The following is a 24,202-nucleotide window of genomic DNA, read 5'->3' as shown; positions in this document are numbered from 1 at the left end:
GGTGACCGGGGCTTGACACCCAGTGATGGGGGAAGTTCATAAATTTTTGCGGCGTTTATAAACCTGTGTAGGAGCTGCCGAAGGCTGCGATCTTTTGATCTTGGTTTTTAAGATCAAGATCAAAAGATCGCAGCCTTCGGCAACTCCTACAGGGGGAAGATGTGAATCAGGGGACCAGTTGAAACGCCAGACGAACGGTGGTGCCCTCACCTTCGCGGCTGTCGAGGGTCACGGCGCCGCCGAAGCGCTCCATGATGCGTTTGACCAGCACCAGACCGACCCCGAGGCCGCCAGACTTGGTGGTAAAAAACGGCCGGAACGCCATGGTCCGTTGTTCTTCGTTCATGCCTTTACCCGTGTCACTGAGCACCACGCACACGCCACGGTCATCACTCGGTTCGAGGCTGACAGTCAATGTGCCGCCCTTGTCCATCGCCTCCAGCGCGTTGGCCAGCAGGCTGTTGAGGATCTGCGTCAGTTGCACCGGTTGGCTGAGCACCATCGGCGTGTGTTGCGGATGAAACACCACCTGCACGCCGGCCTTGGCGATCTGCTGTTCAAACGCGACGAGGCTTTCGTGCAGCGCCGCTACCAGGTTCACCGGTTCCGGGTCATCGTTGAGCGGACGCAGGGACTGCAGCAACTCGCGCACCCATTTCGACATGCGGTCGACCTGGCCGATGATGTCCTTGATGTTCTTTTCTGCCGGGCCGGCATCGAACTCCAGCGCCAGTTCTGCACTGGAGCGGATCGTCGCCAACGGGTTGCGCAAACTGTGCGCCACCGCAGAAGACATCTCGCCCAGTGCGACAAAGGTTTCATTGGCGATCAGTTGTTTTTGCTGGGCGGCGAGCAGAATCGCCGCGCGCCGGACGATCCAGTACAGGCCCAGGTAAATCAGCCCGCCGCCGAGCGCAGTGGCCAGCCAGATCAGGGCCAGCCCGCGCTCCATGCGCGCGATCAGGTCTTTGGGTTCCTTGTAGATCTCGACCATCGCCGTGACGTTCTTGCCCTCGGCGTCGAACAGCGGAATGTAGTTCTCGATAAAGATGTAATCCGGCGGGATGACGAACTTCTGCTCTTCCCGGGCCTTGTCGACATCGTGGTAACTGGCCGACACCGGAATCTTTTCGTTAAAGGAGCGATCAAGGTCTTCGTCGGCATGGATGCTGGTGCCGATGAGCGCTGGATTGGTCGACCAGATCACCTGGCGGTCCGGCGCGTAAATGTTGGCGAGAATCACGTCCGGCAGGTGTTCGATGTGGTCGAGAAATTCACCGCGCGCACCTGCCCGGGCCTGCGGGTCGACATCGGGAAAATCCTTGTCCTGACGTGGATCGAGCAACTCGCCCATCGTGCGGATGTTGGGAATCGACACGTGGCGCACTTCGGCGGACGCGATGGCCTGGATGAACTGCGCGGTGAGCAAGGCATCGCGCTGCACGCTTTCTTCGATCACGAAACGCGTTGAAACCGCGCCTAGTGCGATGGCCACGGTGCCGATCACGGCCATGCTGATCAGCGAAAACCAGCGCAGCAGGTTGAACGGTTGCTTGCGCGAACCCAAGCGTAGCGTGCCCTCCTCAACCGGAAGCGATTTCGACTGCATGTTCATGGCGGCGACTTCCCGATACGTCCTATAGGGTTATAGCCCACGGGTGGGGGTTTGCCCGGATGCGGGGATATCGACCCGGTTGAGTTGATCCCACAGACACCGCTAATCCCTTGTAGGAGTGAGCCTGCTCGCGATCGCGGTGGGCGTGTCGACATTTTCATCACAGACATACCGCTATCGCGAGCAGGCTCACTCCTACAAGGATCTGTGTTCGGCAGGCCATGAGTGTTCATCCCCACCGTCCCCAATCCTGGGGAATGACGCCCTTTCCCCGCTGGCCAAAAACCTGACCCTTCTGCGCGTCAAGCCCTCTTCCCCGGCCCTCTCCCGCCCATCCACCACACCTTGGCATGGAAGGTGTACAGGCCCTGTGCAACTGACCCATCCCCAAGGGGCAGGTACTTCGATAGAGGGATTAACTCATGCACCCTTTACTGTCCAAAACCGCGACTGTCCTGGTCGTGAGCGCGTTGGCCCAGGGCATAGCCCAGGCCGCTTTGTTTGCTGTTGACCCGGGTCCGTACACGGTGGCCACTGGCGGTTTCGCCAGTTGGTATCAGGACACCCACGGTCGCACCCTGGATCTGTGCCTGTCCAAAGCACTCAGCTCTCGCGTGCCGAGCACGCCCGGCGCGCCTTCGTACATGTGCTCGCTGCTGCCGGCCCCCGGCATATTCGATGACGCTCAACCGCTGGCCTTCCCCAGCAACTTCCCCGACGAGGCGTTCTGGTTCACCGCTGACGGCACGATTGTCGACGCCGCGCGCGGCATCAACCTTTCCTACGGCTCGGCGATCGAAGCCGCGTTCAGTGGCGGTGACCCGGCGGAAGGCGATCAGATCAGCTTTGCGCGGATCCGCATCCGGGTCGATATTCCTACGGCCGGCACCTACGTCATCACCCACCCGTATGGCGTCGAAGTGTTCAACATCGACACGCCCGGCCGCCGCGCGATCAACATGACCCGCGACATTGGCATCGGCACACCGAAAACCTACGACGGCGCGCTCAAGGGTGACGTCGGACCGTTTCTGCGCAGCCTCAACGGGCCCTACACCGAAACCAACCCGGTGACTGGCTCGGCAGAACAGTTTGTCGGTGATCCGAACCTTGAAGAAGCCGTGACCGGCAGTCCGTTCAACACCAACTTCATCCGCATCGAAGGCCCCAATGGTCTGGATCTGCGGACGACGACATTTGCCGTCTCCGGCAAGTTGTCGACGGTAGTTCGACCCACACCAATGATTACCCAGCGCAGCACTTACTCACGCAAGGCGGGGACCAGCGCACCGGTCGCCCAGCAAGACGTGTTCGTCCTCGCCCCACCAGCGCCCGGCACCGTCGCCGTGACCAGTTTCACCCCGGTGCTGAACATGACCGAAGCCAACTCCACCGGTGCCTGGTACGCGCAATCGTCGGCCAACCCGACCGTCCCGAGCGTCCTGCAAGTGACCGCCGACAACCACCTGGCCATCGCCAGCAGCACGCCGACCACCCTGCCCATGACCCTGACCGACCTGGTAGTGATCCAGAGCGCGCAATACAGCCTGAGCTCCGGACAACTCACCGTGGTGGCCTCGACCAGTGACGAAACCTCGCCCCCCGTACTCACCGCCACCTCCGGCAGCGGCGCCGCCATCGGTGCGCTGAGCGGCGACGGCGCGCTGAAAAGTCTGGCCACCGGGATCTCGCCGATACCGCCAGCCAAGGTGCGCGTGACGTCGTCCAACGGCGGCAGCGACACCGAAGAAGTGGTCATCGTGCAATGAACGCTCACATGCCCAGATCCGCATCAGGAGGCATCATGAACAAGTGGCCACGCTTTGCGCTCAACGCGCTCGGGCTCGCTCTCTCGCTGACCGGCAGTGCCTATGCGCAACTCGCCGCCGTCGACCCCGGCCCCTACACTTTTGCCACCGGGAAATTCCCGATGTGGTACCAGGACAACAATCTGCTGTCGATGGAGCTCTGCCAGTCGCGCGCCGCCAGCTCGCGGGTAGCGGTCAGCACGCCACCGGCCTACATGTGCACTCTGCTGCCGGAACCGGGCATCTTCGATGACAGCCTGCCGATGGTGTTCCCCGACAACTGGCCGCCGGAAGCCTTCTGGTTTCTCGCCGAAACCACTATTCCCAACAACGGCGCGGGCTATGGCATGGACGCTTATGTCGCGGGGATAGAAGCAGCGTTTTCCTCCGGTAATCCGGTGGACGGCGATCAAATAGCTTTCGCGCGAATTCGCATCCGGGTGAACGTTCCCGTAGCCGGCACATACACCATCACCCACCCGTATGGCGTCGAAACGGTCAACGTCACCACCCCCGGGCGCCGTGCGATCAACATCACCAAGGACATCGGCATCGGCGCGCCGGGCAACTTCAGCGGCGCATTGACCGGTGCCATTGGCCCGTTCCTGCGCAGCGTCAACGGCCCTTACACCGAAGTGAATCCTGACAGCGGCGGTGTCGAAACTTTCGTCGGTGATCCGAACCTCACCGAGGCCGTGACCGGCAGCCCGTTCGACACCAACTTCGTACGCATTGTCGGGCCATCCGCTGCGGGTACGATTCAAACCAGCCTGTTTACCGTCGCCGGCAAAGTGCTCGACAACCGTCAGCAAACCGCTGTCGAACTCGACCGCGCCACCTATCGCCGCACCTCGGCCGGTGTGCGTGCCGAAGTGTTCGCCAAGGCTGACAGCAGCTCGACCCTGTGCTTCCGCGAAACCGTGGCGCTGCTGCCCGGCCCTCCGCCAACGCCTTGCCAGACCAGCCTGACCGGTGACAATACCGGTTTGTTCTTCGGTCAGCGCCTGGGCAACGGCACCCTGCCGTCAGTCATCGTCGTGACCGCGACCAACCCGGCCGGGACCACACGCCCGACATCGGTGTCGAGCAAGCTCACCGACGTGGTGAAAGTGCAGACTGCGCGCTACAACTGGTCCAACAAAACCTTGTTAATCGAAGCGACATCGACCGATGAAGTAGCGATCCCGGACATGGTTGCGCAAGGTTACGGACGTCTATCGAAGTCCGGCACCTTGCAGCGCATCACCGTCGCCGACCTGACTCAGCCACCGGCCACCGTGACGGTGAAATCCGCCGCTGGCGGCAGTGACACTGAAGCAGTCGTCGTAGTCGGCACCGCACCGGACACCGGAGAAAACCAGGCGCCGATCGCTAACGCCGACACCGGCAGCACCAGTTTCGGCGTGCCGATCACCCTCAGCCTGTTGACCAACGACAGCGATCCCGACGGCAACAACCCACTGGGCATCACCGCTCTGACCCAACCGGCGGCCGGCCAAGGCACCGTCGCCCTCAGCGGCACCGCCGCCGTGGTCTACACGCCGCCAGCCGTGGTCAACACGCCACTGACCACGACCTTCACCTACAAAGCGCAGGACGCCAAAGGCCTGGCCTCGGCCAACCCGGCCACCGTGACGATTACCGTCGCGCCAAACCGGGCACCGACCGCCGTCGCCGACAGCGTCGCCACCCTCGGTGTAGCGATCCCGATCAACGTGCTTGCCAACGACACCGATCCGGAAGGCAACGTGCCGCTGGGCGTCGCCAGCCTGACCCAACCGGCCGCCGGCCGTGGCACGGTCAGCACTGACGGCACGGTAATCACCTACACCCCACCGGCCACCGTCACCACGGCGTTCACCACGACCTTCACCTACATCGCCCGGGACAGCTTCGGCGCCCTGTCGACGCCGGCCACGGTCACGGTGCAAGTGTCGCCACGGCCAGCAGCGGAAACCTTCACCGTTACCGCTTCCACAGTGCAGGCACGCTCGGGCGGGCGCTTCAACTGGGACTTCACCGGCACCTCGTCAGTGACCACTGGCAACACCATCACCGTGCAGGTCACCACCCCGACCGGGCTGGTCACCCTAGGCACCACCACCGTACCGGTCACCGGACGCTGGCGGCTGACGCTGAACAACACGACGGTAGTGCCATCGGCCAACCCGACCGCGACGATCCGCTCGTCCCAGGGCACCGTGCGCACGGTCTCGGTGACCACGCTGTAAGCCAGATCCCCAGCCACTCGCGGGTGGCTGGGGCCGACTTCGAACCGGTTAACGCCTGACAGGATGTGAGCCATGAACACGCCGACCGCCGCCCTGCTTTGCCTGCTCCTGCTGTGCAGCACTGCGGGCGTGCGCGCCGACGACCTGATGGACAACGACGACCTGGCCCCGACCAGCAGCGACCTCGGCGAACTGCCCCCACCGGTGGGTCAGCAAGCCCTGATCGACCAGCTCGGCCAGGCCAACGTCGCCCTGCTGCAACAGAACGGTCAGTCGCTGCTCGGGCAGATCGTGCAGTCGGGCAGCAATCAGGAGGCGTACATCCTGCAACAGGGCAGCGACTTGATGGCGCTGATCAACCAGAACGGTTCTGGCAACGCCGCCTCCATTACGCAAAACGGCAACCATAACCGCGCGCAGATTTCGCAAAACGGCAACAACAACGACGCCAGCATCGAGCAGGCCGGCGCGGGGCTGCAAAGCGCCGTGACCCAGTCGGGCAACGGCATGAGCGTTTCGGTCAAGCAATATCGCTAAGCACTGCAAATCATCGGAGAGATCATCATGTTCAAACTGACGCCCCTCACCGCCGCCCTCCTGGTCATGATCAGTGCCCAGGCGATGGCCGACGACAGCCTGTCCAACCAAAGCCAGGTCGGTACCGCCAACATCGCCGACGTGAAACAGACCCAGGCACCGTTCAGCACCGCCACCCAGACCCAACTGGGCCAGGGCAACGACGCCGCCGCCGTGCAAGACCACGCCAGCAGCGTGATCACCCAGGACGCGGTCGGCGACTACAACGCCGGCTACGCCGAACAACTTTACGAAGACAACGCCACCATCACCCAGCAACAAGTCGGCGCCTTCAACACCGCCCACGCCAGCCAGTCTTTGGGCTTCGGCTCACCGAACAGCGCGCTGCAACAGCAGCAAGGCACGGGCAACTTCTCGTTCATCTATCAGGATTCGCAGAACGGCAGCGAAGGCAAAACCTTCCAGTTCGGCGACAGCAACGAAGCCAACATCGAACAACTCTATGAAGGCAGCGGCAACAGTTCAGTGATCACCCAATACGGCACCGCCAACTACGGCACCGCCGAACAGGTCACTCATAACGGCGGCCAGATCGGCATCAACCAGGCCGGCGAAAGCAACTACGCCTACGGCGACCAGCGCAACGGCACCGGCGGCAACATCACCATCAACCAGTTCGGCAACCTCAACGGCAGCGAAATCTGGCAGGACGCGCAACTCGCCAGTCAGGCCACCGTCAACCAATACGGCGACAGCAACGAAACCGTGGTCGACCAAAGCTTCGGCGAAAACAACAGCGCCGCCGTCACCCAGGTCGGCAACACCAACGCGATCTACGCCGACCAGTTCGAATCGGTCAACTCGACACTGGCGCTGTATCAAGTCGGCAATGGCAACGTCCACTACACCTATCAGAGCGGCGACGGCCACACGCTCAGCGCCACCTCCGTGGGCAACGACAACAAGGTCTACGCCAGCAACTGGAAAGGCCCGCAATCGGGTGGACAGTTCGGCAGCAACCAGCGTGCGACCGTCACCCAAGCGGGCAATGGCAACATCGCCAGCTTCACTCAGGATGGCGTCGGCCATGTGATGACCACGCACCAGACCGGGACTGGCAACAAGACCACGGTCAGTCAGGCGGAGTCGTATAACGAGCTGTATTTTGATCAGAACGGCAGCGACAACATTTTGATCTCGGATCAGCGCGGCACGGGCAACCTGGTGCAGGGTTCTTCGAATGGCACCGGCAACAGTGCTGAGTTTGATCAGTCCGGGTCTGGCAACCAGGCGTATACCGCGCAGTTGTATGGCAGTGACAACATGATCACGGTGAAACAGGCGGACACGATGAACGTGGCGTATGTGACCCAGGGCGGCACGGGGAACATTGCCAATGTCGATCAGAGTGGGGTTACGCAGACGGCGAATATTCAGCAGTTTGGGTCGGCTAACCAGGCGACGGTTTTGCAGCAGTAGGGGTTGGGTGTTGATGGGCCGCGATTCTCTGGTGAGGGGGGTCGCGGTTTTTTTGTGTCCGTAGGACCGATCAACGACACGCGTTGTTTAAAGCCCAGACGCGCCACGTCCTACAGAAAAATGAATGGTTTATGGAAAAGCTGCACGTTTTCCTACCACGTCTAGCGGTTGGCCGTCGGAAGCGCAGCGACTAGGATTTTTCGGGACAACCTGAACCCTACGGAGCTCGACCGACGTGCAAATCATCCAGACAACCACGACAACATTCCCCTTACCGAATAGACTTCCAGGCATTGATCCCGGAGGTGCCATGATCGACCCAAAGATGATTGACCCGCTATGCCCAGTCGTCTCGGATCTTGATCCTGAAGAACAGGCTGCGAGCTATGACCGCTGGTTCAGGGCGGAAGTACAAGCGTCTCTCGATGATCCGCGTCCGAGTATTCCCCATGAGCAAGTGATGGAGGAGATCAATGCCTTGATGGAATCAATGCGCAAAAGCGCTGATGCAGATTAAGTGGCGACCCAAGGCTCGGGTCGAACTCTCGAAAATCCTGAAGTACATTGGCGAGCGAAATTTTGTAGCGGCGACTGCACTTCACAAGTCCGTCGTAAAAACTACATCTGCGCTTTGTTGGCATCCACACCTGTATCGCAAAGGCCGCTCTCCCGGCACTCGAGAGATTGTGGTAAGCCCGAACTATCTCGTCGTTTATCAAGTGGCGGACCAAATTGAGATTGTGAGCATCTTGCATGCGCGTCAGGAGTACCCTCGACGCGACCCCGGTTAAGATCGCTTCCTCGTCTCAACACAAGACACCGTGCTTCCCGTGGAGGTACGGTTTTTTTGTATCTCAGTACTCAGTTAATTGATATGAAATATGCGATTTATTGCAGCTCGAGCCTTCTTGCCGTCTGCCTCGTAAAGCCCCTGTAACAAAACCTGATCGTTTAACCGATGGAGGCGAAAATGGTTGTAGAAGGCTTGTCCCAATCGCTGGTTATTAAAAGAACCCATTTCCCACAGGCCTGAGAATTCTGCATAGGCTGCACTGTCGATTTCGAGTGGTGGTGAAAGATCCATACGCTCCTCAAAAAATAGTTAGCCGTCAGTAAGCAGTAGAGTAGCCAAAATCGGCATTACGCTTTTCTACTTTTCACATTGCCACCGCCAAGCACTTACCCCGCTTCATGCCTTCTTCGTTTTCCTCCATCAGGGCCGACATTTGATCGTTCCCCTGCGCAGCAAAGGAATGCCTCTCGGGACGCTCCGTATTTCGACTCGGGAATCTGACGCAGAGCGTCAACGGATGCATTCCTTTCTGCGCGTGGGAACGATCAATCAAGAGCGATCAGTTCTTGAGTTCGACGTGATCGAGGGCTTGATTTACCGCCAGTTCGCCCAGCATGACGACTTGAGCGATGCCCAGTGCAGTCTTGCGGTGTGAGGTTTCCAGCGAGGCGGCGAAGTTGATGAGCATTTCGCTGGCTGAACCGAGGGTTTCGCTGGCGTTGGCCAGCAGGGATTCGGTGTTGTACCTGGGATTGGCGAGGTACATGGGTTCCGGCTCGTTGGCGCTGGACATGATGTGGGCGGTGGGGTTGAGGTAGAAATCCAGGGCGCGGTCGGCGGCTTCGTGGAGTTTTTTGCTGTCGACTGAGGCGTAGGGGGATGTGCTGTCGGCGTCTGATTCTGGGGGGTTGGGTGTTGGCTTTTTCATGGTGATTCTCTCTCATTGATAGTTGCAGCTGGCCCATTCGACTTCCAGGAAAAATGGGTGGCAGCTGTACGCGGGCTGGAAATCCGGGAGAGAGCAACCCGGCAGACACGAATGTCTCCCGCGCACAACCGCCATAACAGAGTGCACACAATGAAAGTGCGCAAGCATACGTTATGAAAGGCGTATCTGCTCTCTCGTGTCTTCGGGTTTCCATGCCCGGTCGCTGAATTGGCAGCGACGAACACAGGCTAGAGACCGGACGTCCGACGGACAACCTGAAAACCTTGTGGGAAGGTTCCGCTGATTCAGACACTTCTTTAAACACACTTCTGATCGCAGCCCTCACCCTAGCCCTCTCCCGGAGGGAGAGGGGACTGACCGTGGTGTTTGGTAGATGTACGCTGACGTGAAATACCGCGTCGAACTCAGATTTTGAAGCGCTGAAGCAAGAGCCCCTACCTAGCCCTCCCGAAACGTCGGACCGCCCGTAGGGAGAGGGAACTGACCGTGGTGTTTGGGAGATGTACGCCGACGTGAAATACCGCGTCGAACTCAGATTTTGAAGCGTTGAAGCAAGAGCCCCTCACCCTAGCCCTCCCGAAACGTCGGACCGCCCGTAGGGAGAGGGGACTGACCGTGGTGTTTGGGAGATGTACGCCGACGTGCAATACCGAGTCGAGCTCAGTTTTTACAGCTTGAATCAAAAGCCCCTCACCCTAGCCCTCTCCCGGAGGGAGAGGGGACTGACCGAGTGGTTTGGGAGAGGTACGTCGACGTGCAATACCGAGTCGAACTCAGGCTTTGAAAAGCACACAAATCGGCTCCCTCTCCTCGGGGAGAGGGCTGGGGTGAGGGGCAGCAACAACGCAAATCAAAAGCCAAACACCCCCGCTCCTCACCACTCAATAGGCCGAGTGTCAGCTCGCCTGCTTTTGATCTTGATCCACGGGCGACGTCGGAAGGCTGAGTGGAGGGATTGATCCGGGGGTGGGAGCGCAGCGACCGTTTGGCGCAGCCAAACACAGCGAGAGGAGGTGCAGCGAAGCAAACCGTAGGCGCTGCGCCCGGATCGGTCCCGTAGCGAAGGAACCCCGAGCCCCAGCGAGCGGGCCGCACGTAGGAGCAAGCCTTTTTGGTTACTTTTTCGGCGTCTGGAAAAAGTGACCCGCCGTAAGGGCGGAACCCTAAGCAGCCGTTACCGCAGAAACGGATATGTACTCAGTCAAAAAGAACCCCGCCGCCTGACAAAAAACCTTCGCGAGCAGGCTCGCTCCCACAGTGGGAACTGGGTACATCGGCAAGAACCTGGTCGGCCCGAAGGCCGCCACGTTCACTCCGCCTCCGGATCAACCTTGTTCTGAGTCAAATACCGATTCAACACATCATCCTGCCCAGGCGTAGAAGCGTCCCCCGCCACCTGCCACAAATGCCTCTCAATCCCCTGCGCCACCATATGCCCCACCGCCGCCTCAATCGCCGACAACACACACAACTGCGCCGGCTCATTCGTCGTATACCCGACCTCAGCCTCAAGCAACTTCTTGAACTCGATAAACTTGAAAATCCCCGCGCTACGCGCCACCGAATAAATCGTCTTGCTGGTCATCACATTCGCCAACACCTGCCCGCTGCGCACATCCACCGCCCGCAAATTCACGGTCACCTGATCCACCCGATACTCACGCTGCAGATCAATCCCCAGATACCGCGCCCCTTCCCCACCGCTACGCACGTTAGTGTCATAAGCGATGATCCCACCCTCGAGCATCATGTTCGCCGCCTGCAACGGTGGTAGCTCACCCTGAATATTCACCGGCGTATTCGGCTTCTTCTGCGACGCGCGAATAATCTTGCGCTCGGTCAACAGGTTCTGCAGCCCTTCCCGCTCCAGCACCACAAACCAGCCACTGGCCTGCATCGCGTCCATCAACATCGACGCCGCACCCTGAGTCACGCTGGTGGAAAACGAACTCGCCGGCGTCGGCTTGTACTGCCCGGTTTGGTCACGGAACCCGTACACCACCGCCATCAATCGCCCCTTGGGCCGCGGCATCTTCAGCAAGTCGTAATAAGTCGAAGCCCTTGGAGTCAAGGTCGGGGTTTCGGTGTCCTGCTCGGCCGACATCGGCTCACGCAGACTGCACCCTTGTAATGTCGCCAACAGCAGCCCTAACGCGATGATCTTTTTCATGTCCATCACTCCCCGGAACCGTCAGCCCGTCATGGGTTGAGGCCGTTCACCTGAATTTCCGAAACCTCACCGGTCGCTCGATCGGTCACTTCAATGCTCAGTGCCCCGGAGTCGTCGATGACGTTGACGATAAAAGAGTCGGTGGACAGGCTCCCCGTGTTGCCGGTGGAGATGTTGTCCAGCAACTGCCCTAGCAGCCGCGATTGCAATTGACTGGTGAAGCGCTCCAGCGCCGAGGTGCCGGCCACGGTCGAACGGCTCTTGAGATCAGGGTCGTCGTAATCGTTTTGCGCCTGCGCGTTGTTGAGCAGCCAGGTGCCGTTGAGCGGGTTGCCGCCGAACGACGGGTTGACCGGCGTGTAGACCAGTTCAGTGGCCTGGACAGCCGCAACGCTGGCGAGCCCGATCAACAACCCCGAGATCCAGAATCCGCTGCGCCGTGAGAACGTTGTGCTGTTCATAATTCGTCCTTCTCAAGGTCGGTGGTGTCCTGCAACAGAGCCTCCAGCTTGCGCTGGACAACCTGGCGTCGAACCCAGTCGGCGGCCGCGTAGGCCTCGTCCTTCAGTTCCACGGTGTTCGGCGGCAGGAAGCGCCGATAAACCAGGCGTTGCTGATATTCCACGGTCACCAGGCTGCCCCAGCGCGCGTCGGGCCGCTCGCGCACCACCAGGTTGAAATCCATTGGGCTGGTGTCACGCAGGCGTTCACTGAACGAGTAGTAAAAGTCGTGGCCGATGTGCGAGATCGTGTCGTCGACGATGAAGCCCATCATTTCGTCTTCTTCACCGGCGTGGGCGCAGCACGCCACAGCGGTGAGGATCAGCGCGCACCACCATTGGCGAGTCATGGCTGCAACGCCTGCGGCAAATTTGACTGACCTTTGGCCGGGCCCCCGCTACTAGTGCCAGTGCCCTCAAGAAAGGCTTTTTCAGCCACGAACTGCCAGTCCGAATAACGCTGCATGCCTTCGAAATCCGACCACTGCGACGGGAAGCCCGCCTGCTTCAACGGCAGCTCGGTCGACGGGCTGTTGAGGCCGGTGATGCGTCCATCGAAACCGCGTTGCACTGCCCATTCACCCTGACCGATCGGGTCTGGATAAAGCTGACGCAAATGATGTTTCGCTTCTGGAAAACGCTGATCGTCGAGCAGATCGACCAACTCTTTCGGGTACTGCGCCAACCCCGGCGAACTGCGGTAGTAGCTGCGCAGCGCCTGGGCGTACTGAGTGCCGACCCAGAGCAACTGGCGTTCACGGTCACGGCGCGAGGCGGTCGACCACAACTCGCCAGCACTGGCCAGGCCCATGCCCATCACCACAATCAGGAACAGCACGCCCAGGTAAGTGAAGCCGCCCTGCTGCGCGCGGTTACCACTCGGAATACTGGCTGCCATCACGCGCCCTCCCGGTAGCACCGCTTTTAATATCGGCCACACCACCGGCAACGCCGTCCGGTGGCGCGATCAGCACCCACTGGTCTTTGCGTTCGGTGATCGGATCGAGTGGTGCGTTGCGCAGGTAACGTTGTTCGATCAGTTGCTCGATGGAATCCGGATACCGCCCGGTGTCGCCGTAAAAGTGATCCAGCGCCTCGCGCATCGCCGACAGGCTCTGGCGCAAGGTGGTTTCCTTCGACGCTTCGAGGCTGTTGAAGTAGCGCGGCAGCGCGATGGTCATCAGCGTGGCGATGATCGCCATCACCACCATCAGCTCCAGCAAGGTAAAACCTTTTTCCCGGCGCATGAGGTTCACCACTCGCGATAGGCGATGCCGTTGAGGCCCTTGCCCCGGGCGTGGGAGTAGACGTCAAAGACGTCCTCGCCATCGCGCGGATTCTGAGCCGAACTGTCGTAGGCGCGCACGCCCCAACCCCCTTCGTCATCACGTTTCGCCGGCACCAGCGGATCGCGCGGGATGCGGCGTAAAAAGTAGAACTTGGCACCTTTGGCGCTGCGCACATCGCGCACGCCTTCGACCAGCACTTTCAGGTTCGGCGGGTAGCCGCTGCTGTTCAGCGACTTCTCGATGTACCCGGCATCGAAGGCGCGTTTGTAGGCGTCGATGCCATCGCGGATCTGGTACAGCGCGTTGCGCAATTCCTGCTCCTTGCCACGCCGCACCAGGGTCTCGGTCAGCGGCGCGGCCATGCTCGCCAACAGGCCGATCAAGGCCAGCGTCACCACGACTTCGATCAGGGTGAAACCGCGTTGGGAGGCGTTCATGATCAAGGCTTCTCGACAGTGACGCGGGTGGTCGCCACGGCCGATTCACCGACGGCACGCGGCTGCGCGGCAAGCGATGGCATCACGTAACTCTGCGAACGATCCGGGGCCTGGATGTGCATGCTGGTTTCGGTACCGGTGGAGAACTCCATGTCCGACGGGCTCTGGTACGGCAGGTTGCGCACGATCCGTGGGGTGATCGACAGCACCAGTTCGGATTTGCCGATGGTGTCTTTGTTGCTGCCGAACAAGCGGCCGAGTCCGGGAATGTCACCGAGGCCGGGAATCTTGTTGCCGGTGGCGCCGTGGTCGTTGCGCACCAGCCCGGCGAGGATCTGGGTTTCGCCGTCGTGCAGACGCAGCGAAGTTTGCGCGTTGCGGGTATCGACCTGCACCGGGATCGTGCCTTGGCGGGTCGGCTCCAGCGGCGTGGCATTACTCACTTCCAGGGCGATCTTGATCGCCACTTCGTTGTTCAGGTGTACGGTGGGGGTCACTTCGAGCTTCAGACCGACATCCAGATAGGTCACGCTTTCGGTGATCACCGGCCCCTGTGTCGACGGCACCGAGGTGGCGCTGATGATCGGCACACGCTGGCCGATGTGGATGCGCGCCTGCTCACGGTTGCTGACGCGAATCACCGGGCTGGCGAGGGTGTTGATGTCGTTGTCCTGCGCGTTGATCTTGGCTTGCGGCGACGGGCCGATGGAGATGCGGTCGGAGTTGATGCCCTTGAGTTGCCCGAGCAGCGTGACCGGCGAACCATCGGAGTTGACCACGCCGAAGGTGCTCGGCCATTGCAGGCCAAGGTCGAGAATGCGCTGGGTGGCGACTTCCATCACCTCCACTTCTAGCACCACTTCCGGGTTGGACTGGTCTTGCGATTGCAGGAGTTTCTCGGCCATGCGCACGGCGTCTTCGGTGTCGCGCATGGTCAGGGTATTGAGGCGTTCGTCGACGAACACGTCGCGGGTCTTGAGCATGGTTTTGACCATGTTCAGCGCGGTGTTGGCGTCGATGCTGGTCAGGTAGAAGGTGCGCATCACCAGTTCCTGGTAATCCTTCACTTTCTGCGGCGAATCCGGGTAGATCAGCAAGGTGTTTTCGTTCACCACTTTCTGGTGCAACTGGTTCTGTTGCAGCAGCAAGGTCACGGCGTCTTCGATGCGCACGTCACGCACGAAGATCGTCGCTTTCATATCCGGGCGCAGGTCTTTGTCGAAGATGAAATTCAGTCCGGCGACCTGCGACAGCACTTCGAAAATGGTCTTCAGGTTGGCGTCACGAAATTCCAGAGTCACCGGACGATCGAGCTTGGTGCGCAGTTGCGGATAAGCAATCACGTTGCGGCTCTGCACCAGGCGAATGTTGCCTTGCAGCTCCAACGCACCTTCATTGGCCGGGTCGAGTTCGAGGATCTGTTTGACCTGACGATCAGCGCCGTAGATGTCGCCGCGACGCAGATCGCCACGGGCCAGCTCGAGTTTTTCGTCCATGCTGCGCAGGTACTCCATCTGCTTCAGGGCATCCTGGGCGCGGCGGTTGTTCGGCTCGATGGTCAGCACGCGCATGTAAGCGGTGCGCGCCGAGGTGAAATCGCGACGCGCGCGGTCGGTGTCGCCGGCCGTCAGCAACGCCGTGATCGCCTTGGCCCGGCCGGTGTTGAGCAGCAGGTGCAATTCGGTGTCGCGAGGGTTTTCACGCAGGCCTTCTTCGATCCGCGCCAGCCCCGCCTCGTACTGACCCTGTTCAATCAGGTCGGCGGCTTCCTTATTGGCCACCTGCGCAGTGCTGCACGCGGCCAGCCCGGCACACAGGCCCAGGCTCATCAGCAAACGGGAACGGTTCATTGCGTACTCCCCACAGACAAGGTCTGCGACAAATGCAAAGGCAGGTAAACCAGGCTCAATTCCAGATCGGAAATGCCGGTGATCTTCCAGGTGTCGTCGATCACATCCCCGTTGCGCACGACGTAGATCTTTTCGCCGTTCTGCAAAAACACTTGCAGGTCGCTGCGGTCATGCAGCCGACCGACGAACTGAAACGGCACCGGTGGCAGGCTCGGGGCTTGCACCACTGTGGCCGGGTTGATCGCTTGTTCGGTGACCGTGGCCAGGGTCGGCGCGGCCTTCCAGGATTTCGCCGCGAACAGATCGCCGGCCGGGCTCAGGTCCCTGATCGGCGCGTCTTTGGCCTTGGCGGTGCTGGCCGGCAGCGCGCCCCGGGTTTTCCCCGGCGTGGCGACGGCGACTTCGTTGGAATCGGCGTCTTCGCTCGGCGAGAAATACGCCGGCAACCACGCCAGCGCCGCCGCTACGCCGAAGAACGCTAACCAACCTGTCACGCGCTTGGTATTCATCACGACCTCGACAGGTAAAGGGTCATACGGATCCGGCCATTGAGGTCGGTGTCGCCAATCTTCTTGCGTTGCAACTCGAGGTCTTCCACCACCACCGCCGGCAACTGACCGAGCAAGGCGTGCACGAAGCGGCGCAGTTGCGGGTAGCTGCCGCGCACTGGCAAGAGGATCTGATAGCGCGCCAGATGGGTTTTCGGGTCGACACCGAGGGCGTACTCACCGCGCGCCAGGGTGATGTGCTCCTGGGCTGCGAGGGCGTAGATGCGGTCGATGGCGACCGTGGCTTGCGGCTGCGCCGGCAGTTTGTTGCGAAAGTCGTCGAGCTGACGCTGCGGCACCACCGGCGGCGCGATGCTGCCGTCTTCAACCTTGGCCAGGTACGCGCTGGCTTCCTGAGTCTGCTGGCTCAAGTGCTGCAACGATTGCCAGCCCGGCAGCAAGCCACCGAGTGCCCAAGCCACGGCGACCAGCAGCAGCGCCAACCCGGCCAGGCCCGGAATGCCGAGGCCTTGCAGGTATTCGTGGACGATCAGTCTAGGGATTCGCATCGCCCATCTCCCAGGTCGCCGACAGGTTGAATTGCACCGGTTGTTCCGGCGATTTGACGACAATTTCGTGGCTCAGCAGCGACACGTCGGACAGCTCGTCGCTGGCTTCCAGTCGTTTGTGGAAATCGAGCATCGCTTGCAGATCCCGCGCTTCAGCGCTGATGCGGACCTGGCCTTTACGGGCATCCGGGGTCAGGCTCAGCAGCGCGACGTCATCGCGCGGCATCGCTTCGAGCATGGCGAACAGCCGTTCCCACGGCCGGCGCAGTTGTTGCGAGACCTTGCGCATCTCGGCGAGGTTCGCCGCTTGCTCGCGGATTTGCGCCGGGCTCAGGGTGGACTTGGCGCCGCTGTCACCGGTGAGCTGACGCTGCGTGGTTTGCAGATGACCTTGTTGCTGTTCGGTGTGCGCGTCGAGGTGCTGTTGGACGCCGAAGCACAGCAGCGCCAGCAGCACGCCGCCGCCGAGCAGGCTCCAGCCCAACGGGCCGGAACGTGGCCGTGGCTGAAAATCGAGATTAAGCGCGCGCATGTCAGGCCACCGCCCGGGACATGACGTACAAGCCGTCACGCACGGTCATCGCGTCGTCTTCAAGGGTGCGCAGTTGCACCCCCGCCACGTCCGGATGCGCATCGAGCCGCGCCGGCGCATGCAGATATACATTGAAGGCGCGTTCGCTGGTCGAGGCTTGCAACTGCCGTTCGCGACCGATCAGTGCATTCAACGCGGCATCGCTGTCGCTGCCGCCCACCGAACGCACGCCAGCCCAGCGCCCTTCCCTCGCCAGCAACAACACGCTGCGCTGCGGCTCGGCGACGACGAAGAGGAAGTCGCCGGCATCGAGACTTTTGTCGAAGCGGTTGAACGCCGCCATCAGGTACGGCTGCACCGAGCGCAGGCGCAAACCGCGAGCACTGACCAGCGTGCGCAGGCGTTCGAGCAAGTCTTGCGGCAAGGCGCTGGCGATGCGGTCGTAACCGGCAGGTTCAGCGGACAACACCAGACTCCACGGTTGGGTTGGTGGACCGAACAGGTCTTCGAAACACAGTTGGGCAAAGCCGCGCAGTTCTTCCGGGCTGCTGATCTGCGCGCTCCATGGCACCAGGCAGAAGCGGCTGAAATGCCCGGAGATGACCACGCTCAATTCGGCACCGGCGCGGGCGTGTTCACCGAGCAGGCGATCGAGGGTGTCCAGCGCCACCGCGTAGCTCTGGAAGCCTTCGTCGATGTAACCGACGCTGCCCAGCCACAGGGTGTCGCTGCCACGCCGCTGGCCGAGGCCGACACCGCTGGCGCCGAGCACGGCGACAAAACGCTCACGAGATAAATGTGACACGGTTGATCTCCTCCAGCGTGGTGCGACCTTGTTCCACCAGCTCCAGCGCCGATTCGCGCAGCAGGCGCAAACCACGGGCACAGGCCAGGGCTTTGATTTGTTTGATCGGTTGGCGCTCGACGATCATCTGGCGCAGCTCGTCGTCGAGGTGCAGCAGCTCGGCAATCGCCGTGCGCCCGCGATAACCGCTGCCCCGGCAATGGCCACAGCCTTTGCCGTGAACGAAGTGGTAGTGATCGACTTTCTGCGGATCGAGGCCCGAGGCGCGCAGCTCTTCATCGCTCGGATTGACCGGTGCGCTGCAACTGGCGCACACCAGCCGGATCAGGCGCTGGGCGAGAATCGCGTTGAGCGCCGAGACCAGGCTGTAGGGGTCGATTTCCATTTGCGTGAAGCGGCCAATCACGTCGAAGACGTTGTTGGCGTGGATGGTGGTGAACACCAGGTGACCGGTGAGCGCCGATTGCACGGCGATCTGTGCGGTGTCCGGGTCGCGGATCTCGCCGACCATGATCTTGTCCGGGTCGTGACGCAGGATCGAGCGCAAGCCACGGGCGAAGGTCAGGCCTTTTTTCTCGTTGACTGGAATTTGCAGCACCCCCGGCAATTGATATTCGACCGGGTCTTCGATGGTGATGATCTTGTCCACGCCGTGGTTGATCTCGGTGATCATCGCGTACAGCGTGGTGGTCTTGCCGCTGCCGGTCGGGCCGGTCACAAGGACCATTCCATAAGGTTCGGCGGCGAGGCGACGCAACTGGCGCAGGGTTTCGTCTTCAAAGCCCAGCGCCTGCAATTGCACGCCGCAGACCTTGTCGGCGAGATCCTGTTTGTCGAGCACACGGAGTACGGCATCTTCGCCAAAGATGCTCGGCATGATCGACACGCGAAAGTCGATCTGGCGGCCACTGATGCCGATCTTGAAGCGACCGTCTTGCGGCACGCGTTTTTCGCCGATGTCCAGTTCGGCCATGACCTTGACCCGCGAAATCACCTGCTCGGCGAATTCGTTGCCCTGGACTTTGCTGATGTTGTTGAGCACGCCGTCGATGCGGTACTTGATCACCAGGCCATGGCCGGTGGTGCCGAGATGGATGTCGCTGGCGTGCATTTTCAGCGCGTCGTACAGGGTCGAGTTGACCAGTTTCACCACGCTGCTGGCGTCTTCGCTGATGCTGGTCAGCGACAGGCTTTGCAGGGTGTCGATTTCGTGGTGAGTGTCGCCCTGAGCGTTCAGCGATTCGACGGCATGAAAGCTTTCTTCGTGGCGGGCCAGATAGGCCTTGAGGTCATCGGCGTGCACCAGATACAGCGGCGCGCCGTGCAGGCAATCGTCGATCCAGGCCAGCCGCGCCGGGTCGAAGGGGTCGGCAAATACGCCGATGACTTCGTCGTTGTGGCGCAGCAGGATGAATTCACGTTTCAGGCATTGCGCGAGGGTGACCCGGTCGAACACCGGCGTCGCGGCAAACAGGCTGTCGGTGTCGAGCACCGGGTAATGCAGGGTGGCGCCAAGGGTGTGAATGAACGGCATCGGCGCCAGTTCGCAGAGCACGCCGAGGGCTTCTAGGACGCGTTCGCCGGAGGTGGCGGCCCGCGCCCGGGCCTGGGACAACTGCTCGCTGGAAAAGTATTCACTGGGAAAGCGCGCGGGGGCACTTGTGGCCAACAGCGGTTCGACGACAACGGACAGACGTTCCATGGCTTGCTCTCCAACCGGGGCTTAGAGCCCTGTCGGCGCGGCAAACCTTGGCGGCAAGTGCCGGAACGTCTGTTCGCGCCATTACTCCCCGGTGAGCATTTGATCGTCGTCCGGTGCCATGGCGTGCAACTGTCGTCGCCGATCCGCCAACACCCAACTGCCATCGTACAACTGCAACGGGAAGCTCTCGGTCCTGCTCTGGCGTCGTTCGACAAAACCCTCGGAAGGGCTCGCACCGGGTTTCGCTTCACGCTTGATGCCCAGAAGGTCGCAGACCGCCCGCGCCAGTTCCGCCAAGGGAAACGGTTTGAACAGGATGTGGCTGACCCCCAGTTGCCGCGCCCGCTCACAGACTTCAGCGGTCGGGTGACCCGTTATCAGCACAAAATGGCACGTCCTGTTCTGGCGGACCGCGTCGAGCACCTCAAAGCCTTCCATATCGGGCAAGCGGTAATCGAACACCAGCACGTCGGGGGCAAAGGTTCCGGCCAAACCGATAGCCGTCGCTCCGTCATGTGCAATCGCGACGTCCAGCCCTTGCGCCGACAGATAATCCTGAAGGTTCTGTGCAAGCAGCTGTTCGTCTTCGACAACCAGTACTTTGTTAACCAAGGTCGACTCCTTGAAACAGCAGGTCCGATGACCCCGCCCTGAGAGTGCGCCTTACCAGGGGTAACGCACACTTCATGCCAGGCTGAGCGCCGGTAATTTTATGTCTTCATGTCCTTGAATTTAATGACAATGCCCGCTCGTCCTGGTACCCCGTTCCCCAGAAACGGGGAAGCACCTGAATGGGCATCGAAGCCATTCCCCACTATTGGGGGGGAACCTTCAGTCGTCGTCAATTCGTTCGATCCTGTTCTGCACCCGTAATTGCGCGAGCACCTGACGACGAGCCTGGGTCTGTTGCTGTCGGGCGAGCTCTGCCCTGACTGTATCCAGCCCCTGTAAATCTGGGACATCGGCGGCCTCCAAGTGGTTCGGCAAATAAATCACATGCCAGCCAAACGGTGAACGCAGTGGTTGGCTGGCAAAACTCGCCCCGCTGACAATCGAGGCGCGCATTTGCATCAAGCGTAGACGCGCTTGAGCCACTGTGGCTGCATCTGCTTGCACGGGCACGCGGATCAACAGGTGCCGGGGTTGCAAGGTATTGGCGCGGATCAGTTCGGCGAACATCTGCTGCGCCGCCAGTTCGCGGCGGGTGTACTCGGTGAAGGAGGCCTCATCGAAACCGGCGTCCTGCAAGCGCCGGACAAATTTTTCCGCGCCGCCGATGGCCATGCGGGTTTGCTCGATCTGCTGACGCAGCGCTTGCTCGTCGATCTGCCGGCCACGTTTCTGCGATTCCTGCCACAGCAATTCTTTGTCGATCAGCATTTGCAGCGCCGCCTGGCGCAGTTCCTTGTAGGCCTTGGGGCTGCGAATACTCGTCACCGCGCGGCCCTGATCTTCCAGGTATTCGGCGAAGAAGCGCTCGAGGCGAAACCCGGAAATCTCCGTGCCGTTGACCCGTGCCACGGCCGGCTCGTTATTCGCCCACGCCAGCGGCAGCCAGCAAGTCAGCAGCAAGATCAGCGTTGTGAGTTTCATGATCGGGCCCTCCGTTCAGGGGCTGGCAACCATCGGTTTATAGGGTGCGACAAGATAGAAACGTTGATCGGGCAAATCCACGGTAACCACATGCGCGCCGCTCAAGCCCAGCCGTCGACCGGGGCCGAAACTCAGGCGCGGGGTCAGGCCGGTGTCGAAGTCGTGCAGGCCTTCCAGCGCCGCCACCAGTTTCTCGCGGCTGGCGTCGCGGCCAGCCTGTTTCATGCCCTCGCTGAGCAGCAGCATCGAGGCGTAGGCGCCGACTTGCAGCACCGCGTGCTGGGCGCCGAGGCCTTGGCCTTCACGCAGTAACGTCAGGGCCATGCGCCCAGCCTGGGTCCAGTCGCTGGGCACGAACGGATAGGCAAGAAACACCCGTCGGGTGAATCCGTCCGGGACTTGCAGCAGATCACCCGCCACCTGACTAGAGGCGGCAAACAGGTAAGGCACTTGCCCGGCGCTTTGCAGCCGCGTCGCCAGACGACTGAAGCCGCCGCCAGTGCCCAGATAAAACACCGAACGCGAACCCAGCGGCAGCGCATCCGCCGCCGGGTCGTAGGCTTGCAGATGGACTTTCTGCCAGCCGTGATCCTGCAAGTACTGGCCGAGGTTTTGCGCGGCTTGCGTCTGGATCGGGTCATCGGGATAAGCAATCAGCGTCGGCCCTTGCAGCACGCGCAAACTGGCCGTGGCGTAATCGGCCAGCGCGATCAACTGCTCACGCAATCCCGGTAATGGCTCGAATATCTGCGGACTGGCCTGCAGGGTGCCGAGGATCGACATCGGCCCGATCAGCGGCATACCGGCCTGTTCCAGGCGTGCCCCCAGTTCGCTGTCAAGAGCCGGTGCCAGTGGTGCGATCAGGGCGAACACCTGCTCCTGCTCGATCAACTGCTGCAAGGCTTGCTCGGCACTGGCGCGGTCCGGGCCGGGATCGATCACCGTCAAGCGCAACTGCCGGCCGTGAATGCCACCGGCCTGATTGATCCGCGCGACACTGCCGTTGAGCACCGCCGCAACGGTCATACCCTCCTCGGCCAACGGCCCTTGGCTGGGCAGCAAGGTGCCCAGATGCAAGGTCTCGGCATCGAGGCCAGGGTCGCGTTCGTCGGCGAGGCGTTTGAGATAGGCGGTGAGGTTGCGCTGATCCTTCATCGACAGCAGAAAGCGCGGCATGCTCGGGTCGAGACGGTTGTGGCCGGGGTCTCGGCCCTGCTCAATGGCCGTGGCCAGCGTGCTTTCGCTGTAGGCCGGATAGCTGCGGCCGTTGACCTGTTGCTGGCCATACGTGCTGGTCAGTCGCGCCCAGTTCAATTCGGGGGGACGCACGCCACCTTCAGGTCGGCCGAGGCCATCGGCGCCATGGCAATTGGCGCACGGCAGGCTGGTCGCCGGCAGCAACACATCCGCCGCGCCGACCCGTGCCATGATCGCCTCGCCACTGGCCGACAAACCTTGGCGGTACAAGCGTTTTCCCGCCGCCTCTTCGGGTGTCAGCGGCGCAGCGCTCGTGCCAAGGCTGACGCCGGCGAGCAGGACCAGGGCGAGGACGCGGCAGCGTTTCATGGCGCGGACTCAGCGGCCGGCCACGGGCATTGTCAGCAACTGCAAGCGCTGGGCAATGGCGGCAGCCGGGGCGTCAGGACGGATTTTGCTCCAGCGTTTATTGGCGACATCGCCGACGATCAACTGCGTGGAGTGTTGCTCTGGCGTCGGTACGATCTGGCCGATGCGACTCAATACCAGGTCCATCTGCGCCTTGTCGCCGGTAAGAAAAAGCCAATGAGGGTCATCGGAACCCTGCTTCAAGGTGTAAGCCTTGAGCACCGCCGGCGTATCGCGCAGCGGGTCACTGGTAAGGGAAATAAAGGTGATGTCTTGCGCCTTGTCGCCCAACAGCTCGCGGACTTCCTTGAGCTTTTGCGTGATCAGCGGGCAGGCGTCACTGCAACTGGTGAAGATCACGTTAAGCAGGACGATGCGGTTTTGCAGCGCATCGCTGTAGAAGCGCAGGGTCGCGCCGTTCTGATCCTGTAAAGGCGTGTCGGTGAACCAGGTTTTCGCGTCGTGGGTACCTTTGGCCGGCGCGGCGGCCACAGCGGCTGGCGGCTCAGAGACGTGGTCTTCGTGAGCAAACGCGATGTTACCAAGAATCCAGAAGCACACGGTCAGGGCGATCCAGTCGAGCAGTCTCATGGCTGTTGCTCCATGGCGATGGCTGTGTGTTTGGCGTGGGTGCGCAGGCCGCTGAGTTTTTCCACTTCCTTGGCCAACAGTGCTGGATCGGTGAAGCCGTAATAGCGCATCCAGTGACGATTGTTGCCGTCGCCGACGAGGATCAACGGTTGGTGATTCTTGAAGTCGCCACTGAAACTGCCGAGGCCCTTGAGGGTTTCATTGATCGACTGCGGCGAGCCGGTCAGCCAGCTCCAGCCCGGCCCGCGCTGGAAGGTGCGGGCATAATCCTGCAGGCGTTTCGGGTCGTCGCGCTGTGGGTCGATGCTGATCGACACCAGTTGCACTTCCTCGCCTACCCGCGCACCGAGCTGTTTCTGCACCTTGCCCATGATCGACGAGACCACCGGGCACACCGTAGTGCAACTGGTGTAGATAAAGCTCATAACGACGATTTTGCCCTGCACCAGATCCTGCTCCAGGCGCACTGTTTTGCCGTTCTGGTCGAGCAGCGGCACGTTGGCGAATTTCACCTGGGCGTGTTCCTGAGTGCTGCTGGCCGGGGCTTTGTGCCCAGCGTGTTCGTCTGCCGAGTGAGCGTTGGCGTATTGGATGCCAAGGCTCAACAGGCACAGGGTCAGCAGGCCACTGGATGCAAATCGGTTCATGTCGAAACTCCT

Annotated in this window: 26 protein-coding genes; 6 read left to right on the top strand and 20 right to left on the bottom strand. The window is 61.2% G+C overall.

The features are described from left to right. Nucleotides 1-166 precede the first annotated feature (166 nt). A complete protein-coding gene (locus tag CLU80_RS24330; RefSeq protein ID WP_099758594.1) occupies nucleotides 167-1,615 on the bottom strand; it encodes a sensor histidine kinase in 1,449 nt (482 codons plus the stop codon). Nucleotides 1,616-2,037: 422 nt separating this feature from the next. Between CLU80_RS24330 and CLU80_RS24325 the strand changes: the two genes are divergently transcribed. From CLU80_RS24325 to CLU80_RS24300, 6 genes are all read left to right on the top strand, one after another. After that, nucleotides 2,038-3,384, top strand: a complete 1,347-nt coding sequence (locus tag CLU80_RS24325) for a hypothetical protein (RefSeq protein ID WP_093439210.1) — start codon at nucleotides 2,038-2,040, stop codon at nucleotides 3,382-3,384. Between the two features lie 35 nt (nucleotides 3,385-3,419). Continuing rightward, nucleotides 3,420-5,654: an Ig-like domain-containing protein gene (locus CLU80_RS24320; protein ID WP_099758593.1), complete on the top strand. Its 2,235-nt coding sequence runs from the start codon at nucleotides 3,420-3,422 to the stop codon at nucleotides 5,652-5,654. A 72-nt stretch (nucleotides 5,655-5,726) separates the two neighbouring features. Continuing rightward, complete coding sequence (locus CLU80_RS24315) at nucleotides 5,727-6,191, top strand: curlin (RefSeq protein ID WP_099758592.1); 465 nt, start codon at nucleotides 5,727-5,729, stop codon at nucleotides 6,189-6,191. 27 nt (nucleotides 6,192-6,218) lie between these two features. Continuing rightward, nucleotides 6,219-7,670, top strand: a complete 1,452-nt coding sequence (locus CLU80_RS24310; RefSeq protein WP_099758591.1) for a curlin — start codon at nucleotides 6,219-6,221, stop codon at nucleotides 7,668-7,670. Between the two features lie 325 nt (nucleotides 7,671-7,995). After that, the gene (gene relB, locus CLU80_RS24305; RefSeq protein WP_026000469.1) at nucleotides 7,996-8,187 is read left to right on the top strand and encodes a type II toxin-antitoxin system RelB family antitoxin; all 192 of its coding nucleotides are present in this window, start codon (nucleotides 7,996-7,998) and stop codon (nucleotides 8,185-8,187) included. After that, the gene (locus CLU80_RS24300; RefSeq protein WP_016983362.1) at nucleotides 8,177-8,461 is read left to right on the top strand and encodes a type II toxin-antitoxin system RelE/ParE family toxin; all 285 of its coding nucleotides are present in this window, start codon (nucleotides 8,177-8,179) and stop codon (nucleotides 8,459-8,461) included. The genes relB and CLU80_RS24300 overlap by 11 nt, the downstream gene beginning before the upstream one ends. Before the next feature lie 74 nt (nucleotides 8,462-8,535). Here CLU80_RS24300 and CLU80_RS24295 read toward each other — a convergent pair whose 3' ends face one another. The 19 genes from CLU80_RS24295 to CLU80_RS24200 form a co-directional block, all read right to left on the bottom strand. Further along, a complete protein-coding gene (locus CLU80_RS24295; RefSeq protein WP_099758589.1) occupies nucleotides 8,536-8,754 on the bottom strand; it encodes a hypothetical protein in 219 nt (72 codons plus the stop codon). A gap of 268 nt (nucleotides 8,755-9,022) precedes the next feature. Continuing rightward, nucleotides 9,023-9,391, bottom strand: coding sequence for a DUF6124 family protein (locus tag CLU80_RS24290; protein ID WP_099758588.1), 369 nt, complete (start codon nucleotides 9,389-9,391; stop codon nucleotides 9,023-9,025). A 1,330-nt stretch (nucleotides 9,392-10,721) separates the two neighbouring features. Next, nucleotides 10,722-11,582, bottom strand: a complete 861-nt coding sequence (locus CLU80_RS24280) for a CsgG/HfaB family protein (RefSeq protein WP_077572085.1) — start codon at nucleotides 11,580-11,582, stop codon at nucleotides 10,722-10,724. Between the two features lie 29 nt (nucleotides 11,583-11,611). Continuing rightward, nucleotides 11,612-12,043, bottom strand: coding sequence for a curli assembly protein CsgF (locus tag CLU80_RS24275; RefSeq protein WP_093439234.1), 432 nt, complete (start codon nucleotides 12,041-12,043; stop codon nucleotides 11,612-11,614). Next, the gene (gene csgE, locus CLU80_RS24270; RefSeq protein ID WP_093439237.1) at nucleotides 12,040-12,432 is read right to left on the bottom strand and encodes a curli production assembly/transport protein CsgE; all 393 of its coding nucleotides are present in this window, start codon (nucleotides 12,430-12,432) and stop codon (nucleotides 12,040-12,042) included. Before csgE ends, CLU80_RS24275 begins: the two co-directional genes overlap by 4 nt. Beyond that, the gene (locus tag CLU80_RS24265) at nucleotides 12,429-12,980 is read right to left on the bottom strand and encodes a type II secretion system protein (protein WP_093439240.1); all 552 of its coding nucleotides are present in this window, start codon (nucleotides 12,978-12,980) and stop codon (nucleotides 12,429-12,431) included. Before CLU80_RS24265 ends, csgE begins: the two co-directional genes overlap by 4 nt. Beyond that, nucleotides 12,955-13,329 (bottom strand): type II secretion system protein, encoded by a 375-nt coding sequence (locus CLU80_RS24260; protein WP_007919395.1) that lies wholly within the window; start codon nucleotides 13,327-13,329, stop codon nucleotides 12,955-12,957. The genes CLU80_RS24265 and CLU80_RS24260 overlap by 26 nt, the downstream gene beginning before the upstream one ends. A 5-nt stretch (nucleotides 13,330-13,334) precedes the next feature. After that, entirely contained in the window at nucleotides 13,335-13,808 is a 474-nt protein-coding gene (locus CLU80_RS24255) for a type II secretion system protein (protein ID WP_099758586.1), read from the bottom strand. 2 nt (nucleotides 13,809-13,810) lie between these two features. Next, nucleotides 13,811-15,658: a secretin GspD/PilQ domain-containing protein gene (locus CLU80_RS24250; protein WP_099758585.1), complete on the bottom strand. Its 1,848-nt coding sequence runs from the start codon at nucleotides 15,656-15,658 to the stop codon at nucleotides 13,811-13,813. Next, nucleotides 15,655-16,167, bottom strand: coding sequence for a hypothetical protein (locus CLU80_RS24245; protein ID WP_099758584.1), 513 nt, complete (start codon nucleotides 16,165-16,167; stop codon nucleotides 15,655-15,657). Before CLU80_RS24245 ends, CLU80_RS24250 begins: the two co-directional genes overlap by 4 nt. Then, nucleotides 16,167-16,715 (bottom strand): GspMb/PilO family protein, encoded by a 549-nt coding sequence (locus CLU80_RS24240; protein WP_093439253.1) that lies wholly within the window; start codon nucleotides 16,713-16,715, stop codon nucleotides 16,167-16,169. Before CLU80_RS24240 ends, CLU80_RS24245 begins: the two co-directional genes overlap by 1 nt. Next, complete coding sequence (locus CLU80_RS24235) at nucleotides 16,702-17,247, bottom strand: PilN domain-containing protein (RefSeq protein WP_034152599.1); 546 nt, start codon at nucleotides 17,245-17,247, stop codon at nucleotides 16,702-16,704. Before CLU80_RS24235 ends, CLU80_RS24240 begins: the two co-directional genes overlap by 14 nt. A 1-nt stretch (nucleotide 17,248) precedes the next feature. After that, nucleotides 17,249-18,052, bottom strand: coding sequence for a hypothetical protein (locus tag CLU80_RS24230; RefSeq protein ID WP_093439260.1), 804 nt, complete (start codon nucleotides 18,050-18,052; stop codon nucleotides 17,249-17,251). Beyond that, complete coding sequence (locus CLU80_RS24225; protein WP_099758583.1) at nucleotides 18,033-19,754, bottom strand: GspE/PulE family protein; 1,722 nt, start codon at nucleotides 19,752-19,754, stop codon at nucleotides 18,033-18,035. Before CLU80_RS24225 ends, CLU80_RS24230 begins: the two co-directional genes overlap by 20 nt. An 81-nt stretch (nucleotides 19,755-19,835) precedes the next feature. Continuing rightward, on the bottom strand, nucleotides 19,836-20,366 hold the full coding sequence (locus CLU80_RS24220) for a response regulator (RefSeq protein ID WP_093439267.1): 531 nt from the start codon (nucleotides 20,364-20,366) through the stop codon (nucleotides 19,836-19,838). Between the two features lie 219 nt (nucleotides 20,367-20,585). Next, nucleotides 20,586-21,347: a peptidylprolyl isomerase gene (locus CLU80_RS24215; RefSeq protein ID WP_099758582.1), complete on the bottom strand. Its 762-nt coding sequence runs from the start codon at nucleotides 21,345-21,347 to the stop codon at nucleotides 20,586-20,588. Nucleotides 21,348-21,362: 15 nt separating this feature from the next. Further along, the gene (locus tag CLU80_RS24210) at nucleotides 21,363-22,913 is read right to left on the bottom strand and encodes an ABC transporter substrate-binding protein (protein ID WP_099758581.1); all 1,551 of its coding nucleotides are present in this window, start codon (nucleotides 22,911-22,913) and stop codon (nucleotides 21,363-21,365) included. A gap of 9 nt (nucleotides 22,914-22,922) precedes the next feature. Further along, a complete protein-coding gene (locus CLU80_RS24205) occupies nucleotides 22,923-23,543 on the bottom strand; it encodes an SCO family protein (protein WP_099758580.1) in 621 nt (206 codons plus the stop codon). Further along, nucleotides 23,540-24,190 carry an SCO family protein gene (locus tag CLU80_RS24200; RefSeq protein WP_099758579.1) on the bottom strand — a complete coding sequence of 217 codons (651 nt, stop codon included), beginning with the start codon at nucleotides 24,188-24,190 and terminating at the stop codon, nucleotides 23,540-23,542. Before CLU80_RS24200 ends, CLU80_RS24205 begins: the two co-directional genes overlap by 4 nt. Between the last annotated feature and the right edge of the window lie 12 nt (nucleotides 24,191-24,202).

This window comes from Pseudomonas sp. 29, from assembly GCF_002754355.1.
GTDB classification, from domain to species: domain Bacteria; phylum Pseudomonadota; class Gammaproteobacteria; order Pseudomonadales; family Pseudomonadaceae; genus Aquipseudomonas; species Aquipseudomonas neuropathica.
This window is presented reverse-complemented; position numbering and strand designations above follow the sequence as displayed.

Excerpts from the sequence above, each read along its gene's own strand:
- CLU80_RS24330 (WP_099758594.1), bottom strand. The coding sequence starts at position 1,615 with ATGAACATGCAGTCGAAATCGCTTCCGGTTGAGGAGGGCACGCTACGC.
- CLU80_RS24325 (WP_093439210.1), top strand. The coding sequence starts at position 2,038 with ATGCACCCTTTACTGTCCAAAACCGCGACTGTCCTGGTCGTGAGCGCG.
- CLU80_RS24320 (WP_099758593.1), top strand. The coding sequence starts at position 3,420 with ATGAACAAGTGGCCACGCTTTGCGCTCAACGCGCTCGGGCTCGCTCTC.
- CLU80_RS24315 (WP_099758592.1), top strand. The coding sequence starts at position 5,727 with ATGAACACGCCGACCGCCGCCCTGCTTTGCCTGCTCCTGCTGTGCAGC.
- CLU80_RS24310 (WP_099758591.1), top strand. The coding sequence starts at position 6,219 with ATGTTCAAACTGACGCCCCTCACCGCCGCCCTCCTGGTCATGATCAGT.
- relB (WP_026000469.1), top strand. The coding sequence starts at position 7,996 with ATGATTGACCCGCTATGCCCAGTCGTCTCGGATCTTGATCCTGAAGAA.
- CLU80_RS24300 (WP_016983362.1), top strand. The coding sequence starts at position 8,177 with ATGCAGATTAAGTGGCGACCCAAGGCTCGGGTCGAACTCTCGAAAATC.
- CLU80_RS24295 (WP_099758589.1), bottom strand. The coding sequence starts at position 8,754 with ATGGATCTTTCACCACCACTCGAAATCGACAGTGCAGCCTATGCAGAA.
- CLU80_RS24290 (WP_099758588.1), bottom strand. The coding sequence starts at position 9,391 with ATGAAAAAGCCAACACCCAACCCCCCAGAATCAGACGCCGACAGCACA.
- CLU80_RS24280 (WP_077572085.1), bottom strand. The coding sequence starts at position 11,582 with ATGAAAAAGATCATCGCGTTAGGGCTGCTGTTGGCGACATTACAAGGG.
- CLU80_RS24275 (WP_093439234.1), bottom strand. The coding sequence starts at position 12,043 with ATGAACAGCACAACGTTCTCACGGCGCAGCGGATTCTGGATCTCGGGG.
- csgE (WP_093439237.1), bottom strand. The coding sequence starts at position 12,432 with ATGACTCGCCAATGGTGGTGCGCGCTGATCCTCACCGCTGTGGCGTGC.
- CLU80_RS24265 (WP_093439240.1), bottom strand. The coding sequence starts at position 12,980 with ATGGCAGCCAGTATTCCGAGTGGTAACCGCGCGCAGCAGGGCGGCTTC.
- CLU80_RS24260 (WP_007919395.1), bottom strand. The coding sequence starts at position 13,329 with ATGCGCCGGGAAAAAGGTTTTACCTTGCTGGAGCTGATGGTGGTGATG.
- CLU80_RS24255 (WP_099758586.1), bottom strand. The coding sequence starts at position 13,808 with ATGAACGCCTCCCAACGCGGTTTCACCCTGATCGAAGTCGTGGTGACG.
- CLU80_RS24250 (WP_099758585.1), bottom strand. The coding sequence starts at position 15,658 with ATGAACCGTTCCCGTTTGCTGATGAGCCTGGGCCTGTGTGCCGGGCTG.
- CLU80_RS24245 (WP_099758584.1), bottom strand. The coding sequence starts at position 16,167 with ATGAATACCAAGCGCGTGACAGGTTGGTTAGCGTTCTTCGGCGTAGCG.
- CLU80_RS24240 (WP_093439253.1), bottom strand. The coding sequence starts at position 16,715 with ATGCGAATCCCTAGACTGATCGTCCACGAATACCTGCAAGGCCTCGGC.
- CLU80_RS24235 (WP_034152599.1), bottom strand. The coding sequence starts at position 17,247 with ATGCGCGCGCTTAATCTCGATTTTCAGCCACGGCCACGTTCCGGCCCG.
- CLU80_RS24225 (WP_099758583.1), bottom strand. The coding sequence starts at position 19,754 with ATGGAACGTCTGTCCGTTGTCGTCGAACCGCTGTTGGCCACAAGTGCC.
- CLU80_RS24215 (WP_099758582.1), bottom strand. The coding sequence starts at position 21,347 with ATGAAACTCACAACGCTGATCTTGCTGCTGACTTGCTGGCTGCCGCTG.
- CLU80_RS24210 (WP_099758581.1), bottom strand. The coding sequence starts at position 22,913 with ATGAAACGCTGCCGCGTCCTCGCCCTGGTCCTGCTCGCCGGCGTCAGC.
- CLU80_RS24205 (WP_099758580.1), bottom strand. The coding sequence starts at position 23,543 with ATGAGACTGCTCGACTGGATCGCCCTGACCGTGTGCTTCTGGATTCTT.
- CLU80_RS24200 (WP_099758579.1), bottom strand. The coding sequence starts at position 24,190 with ATGAACCGATTTGCATCCAGTGGCCTGCTGACCCTGTGCCTGTTGAGC.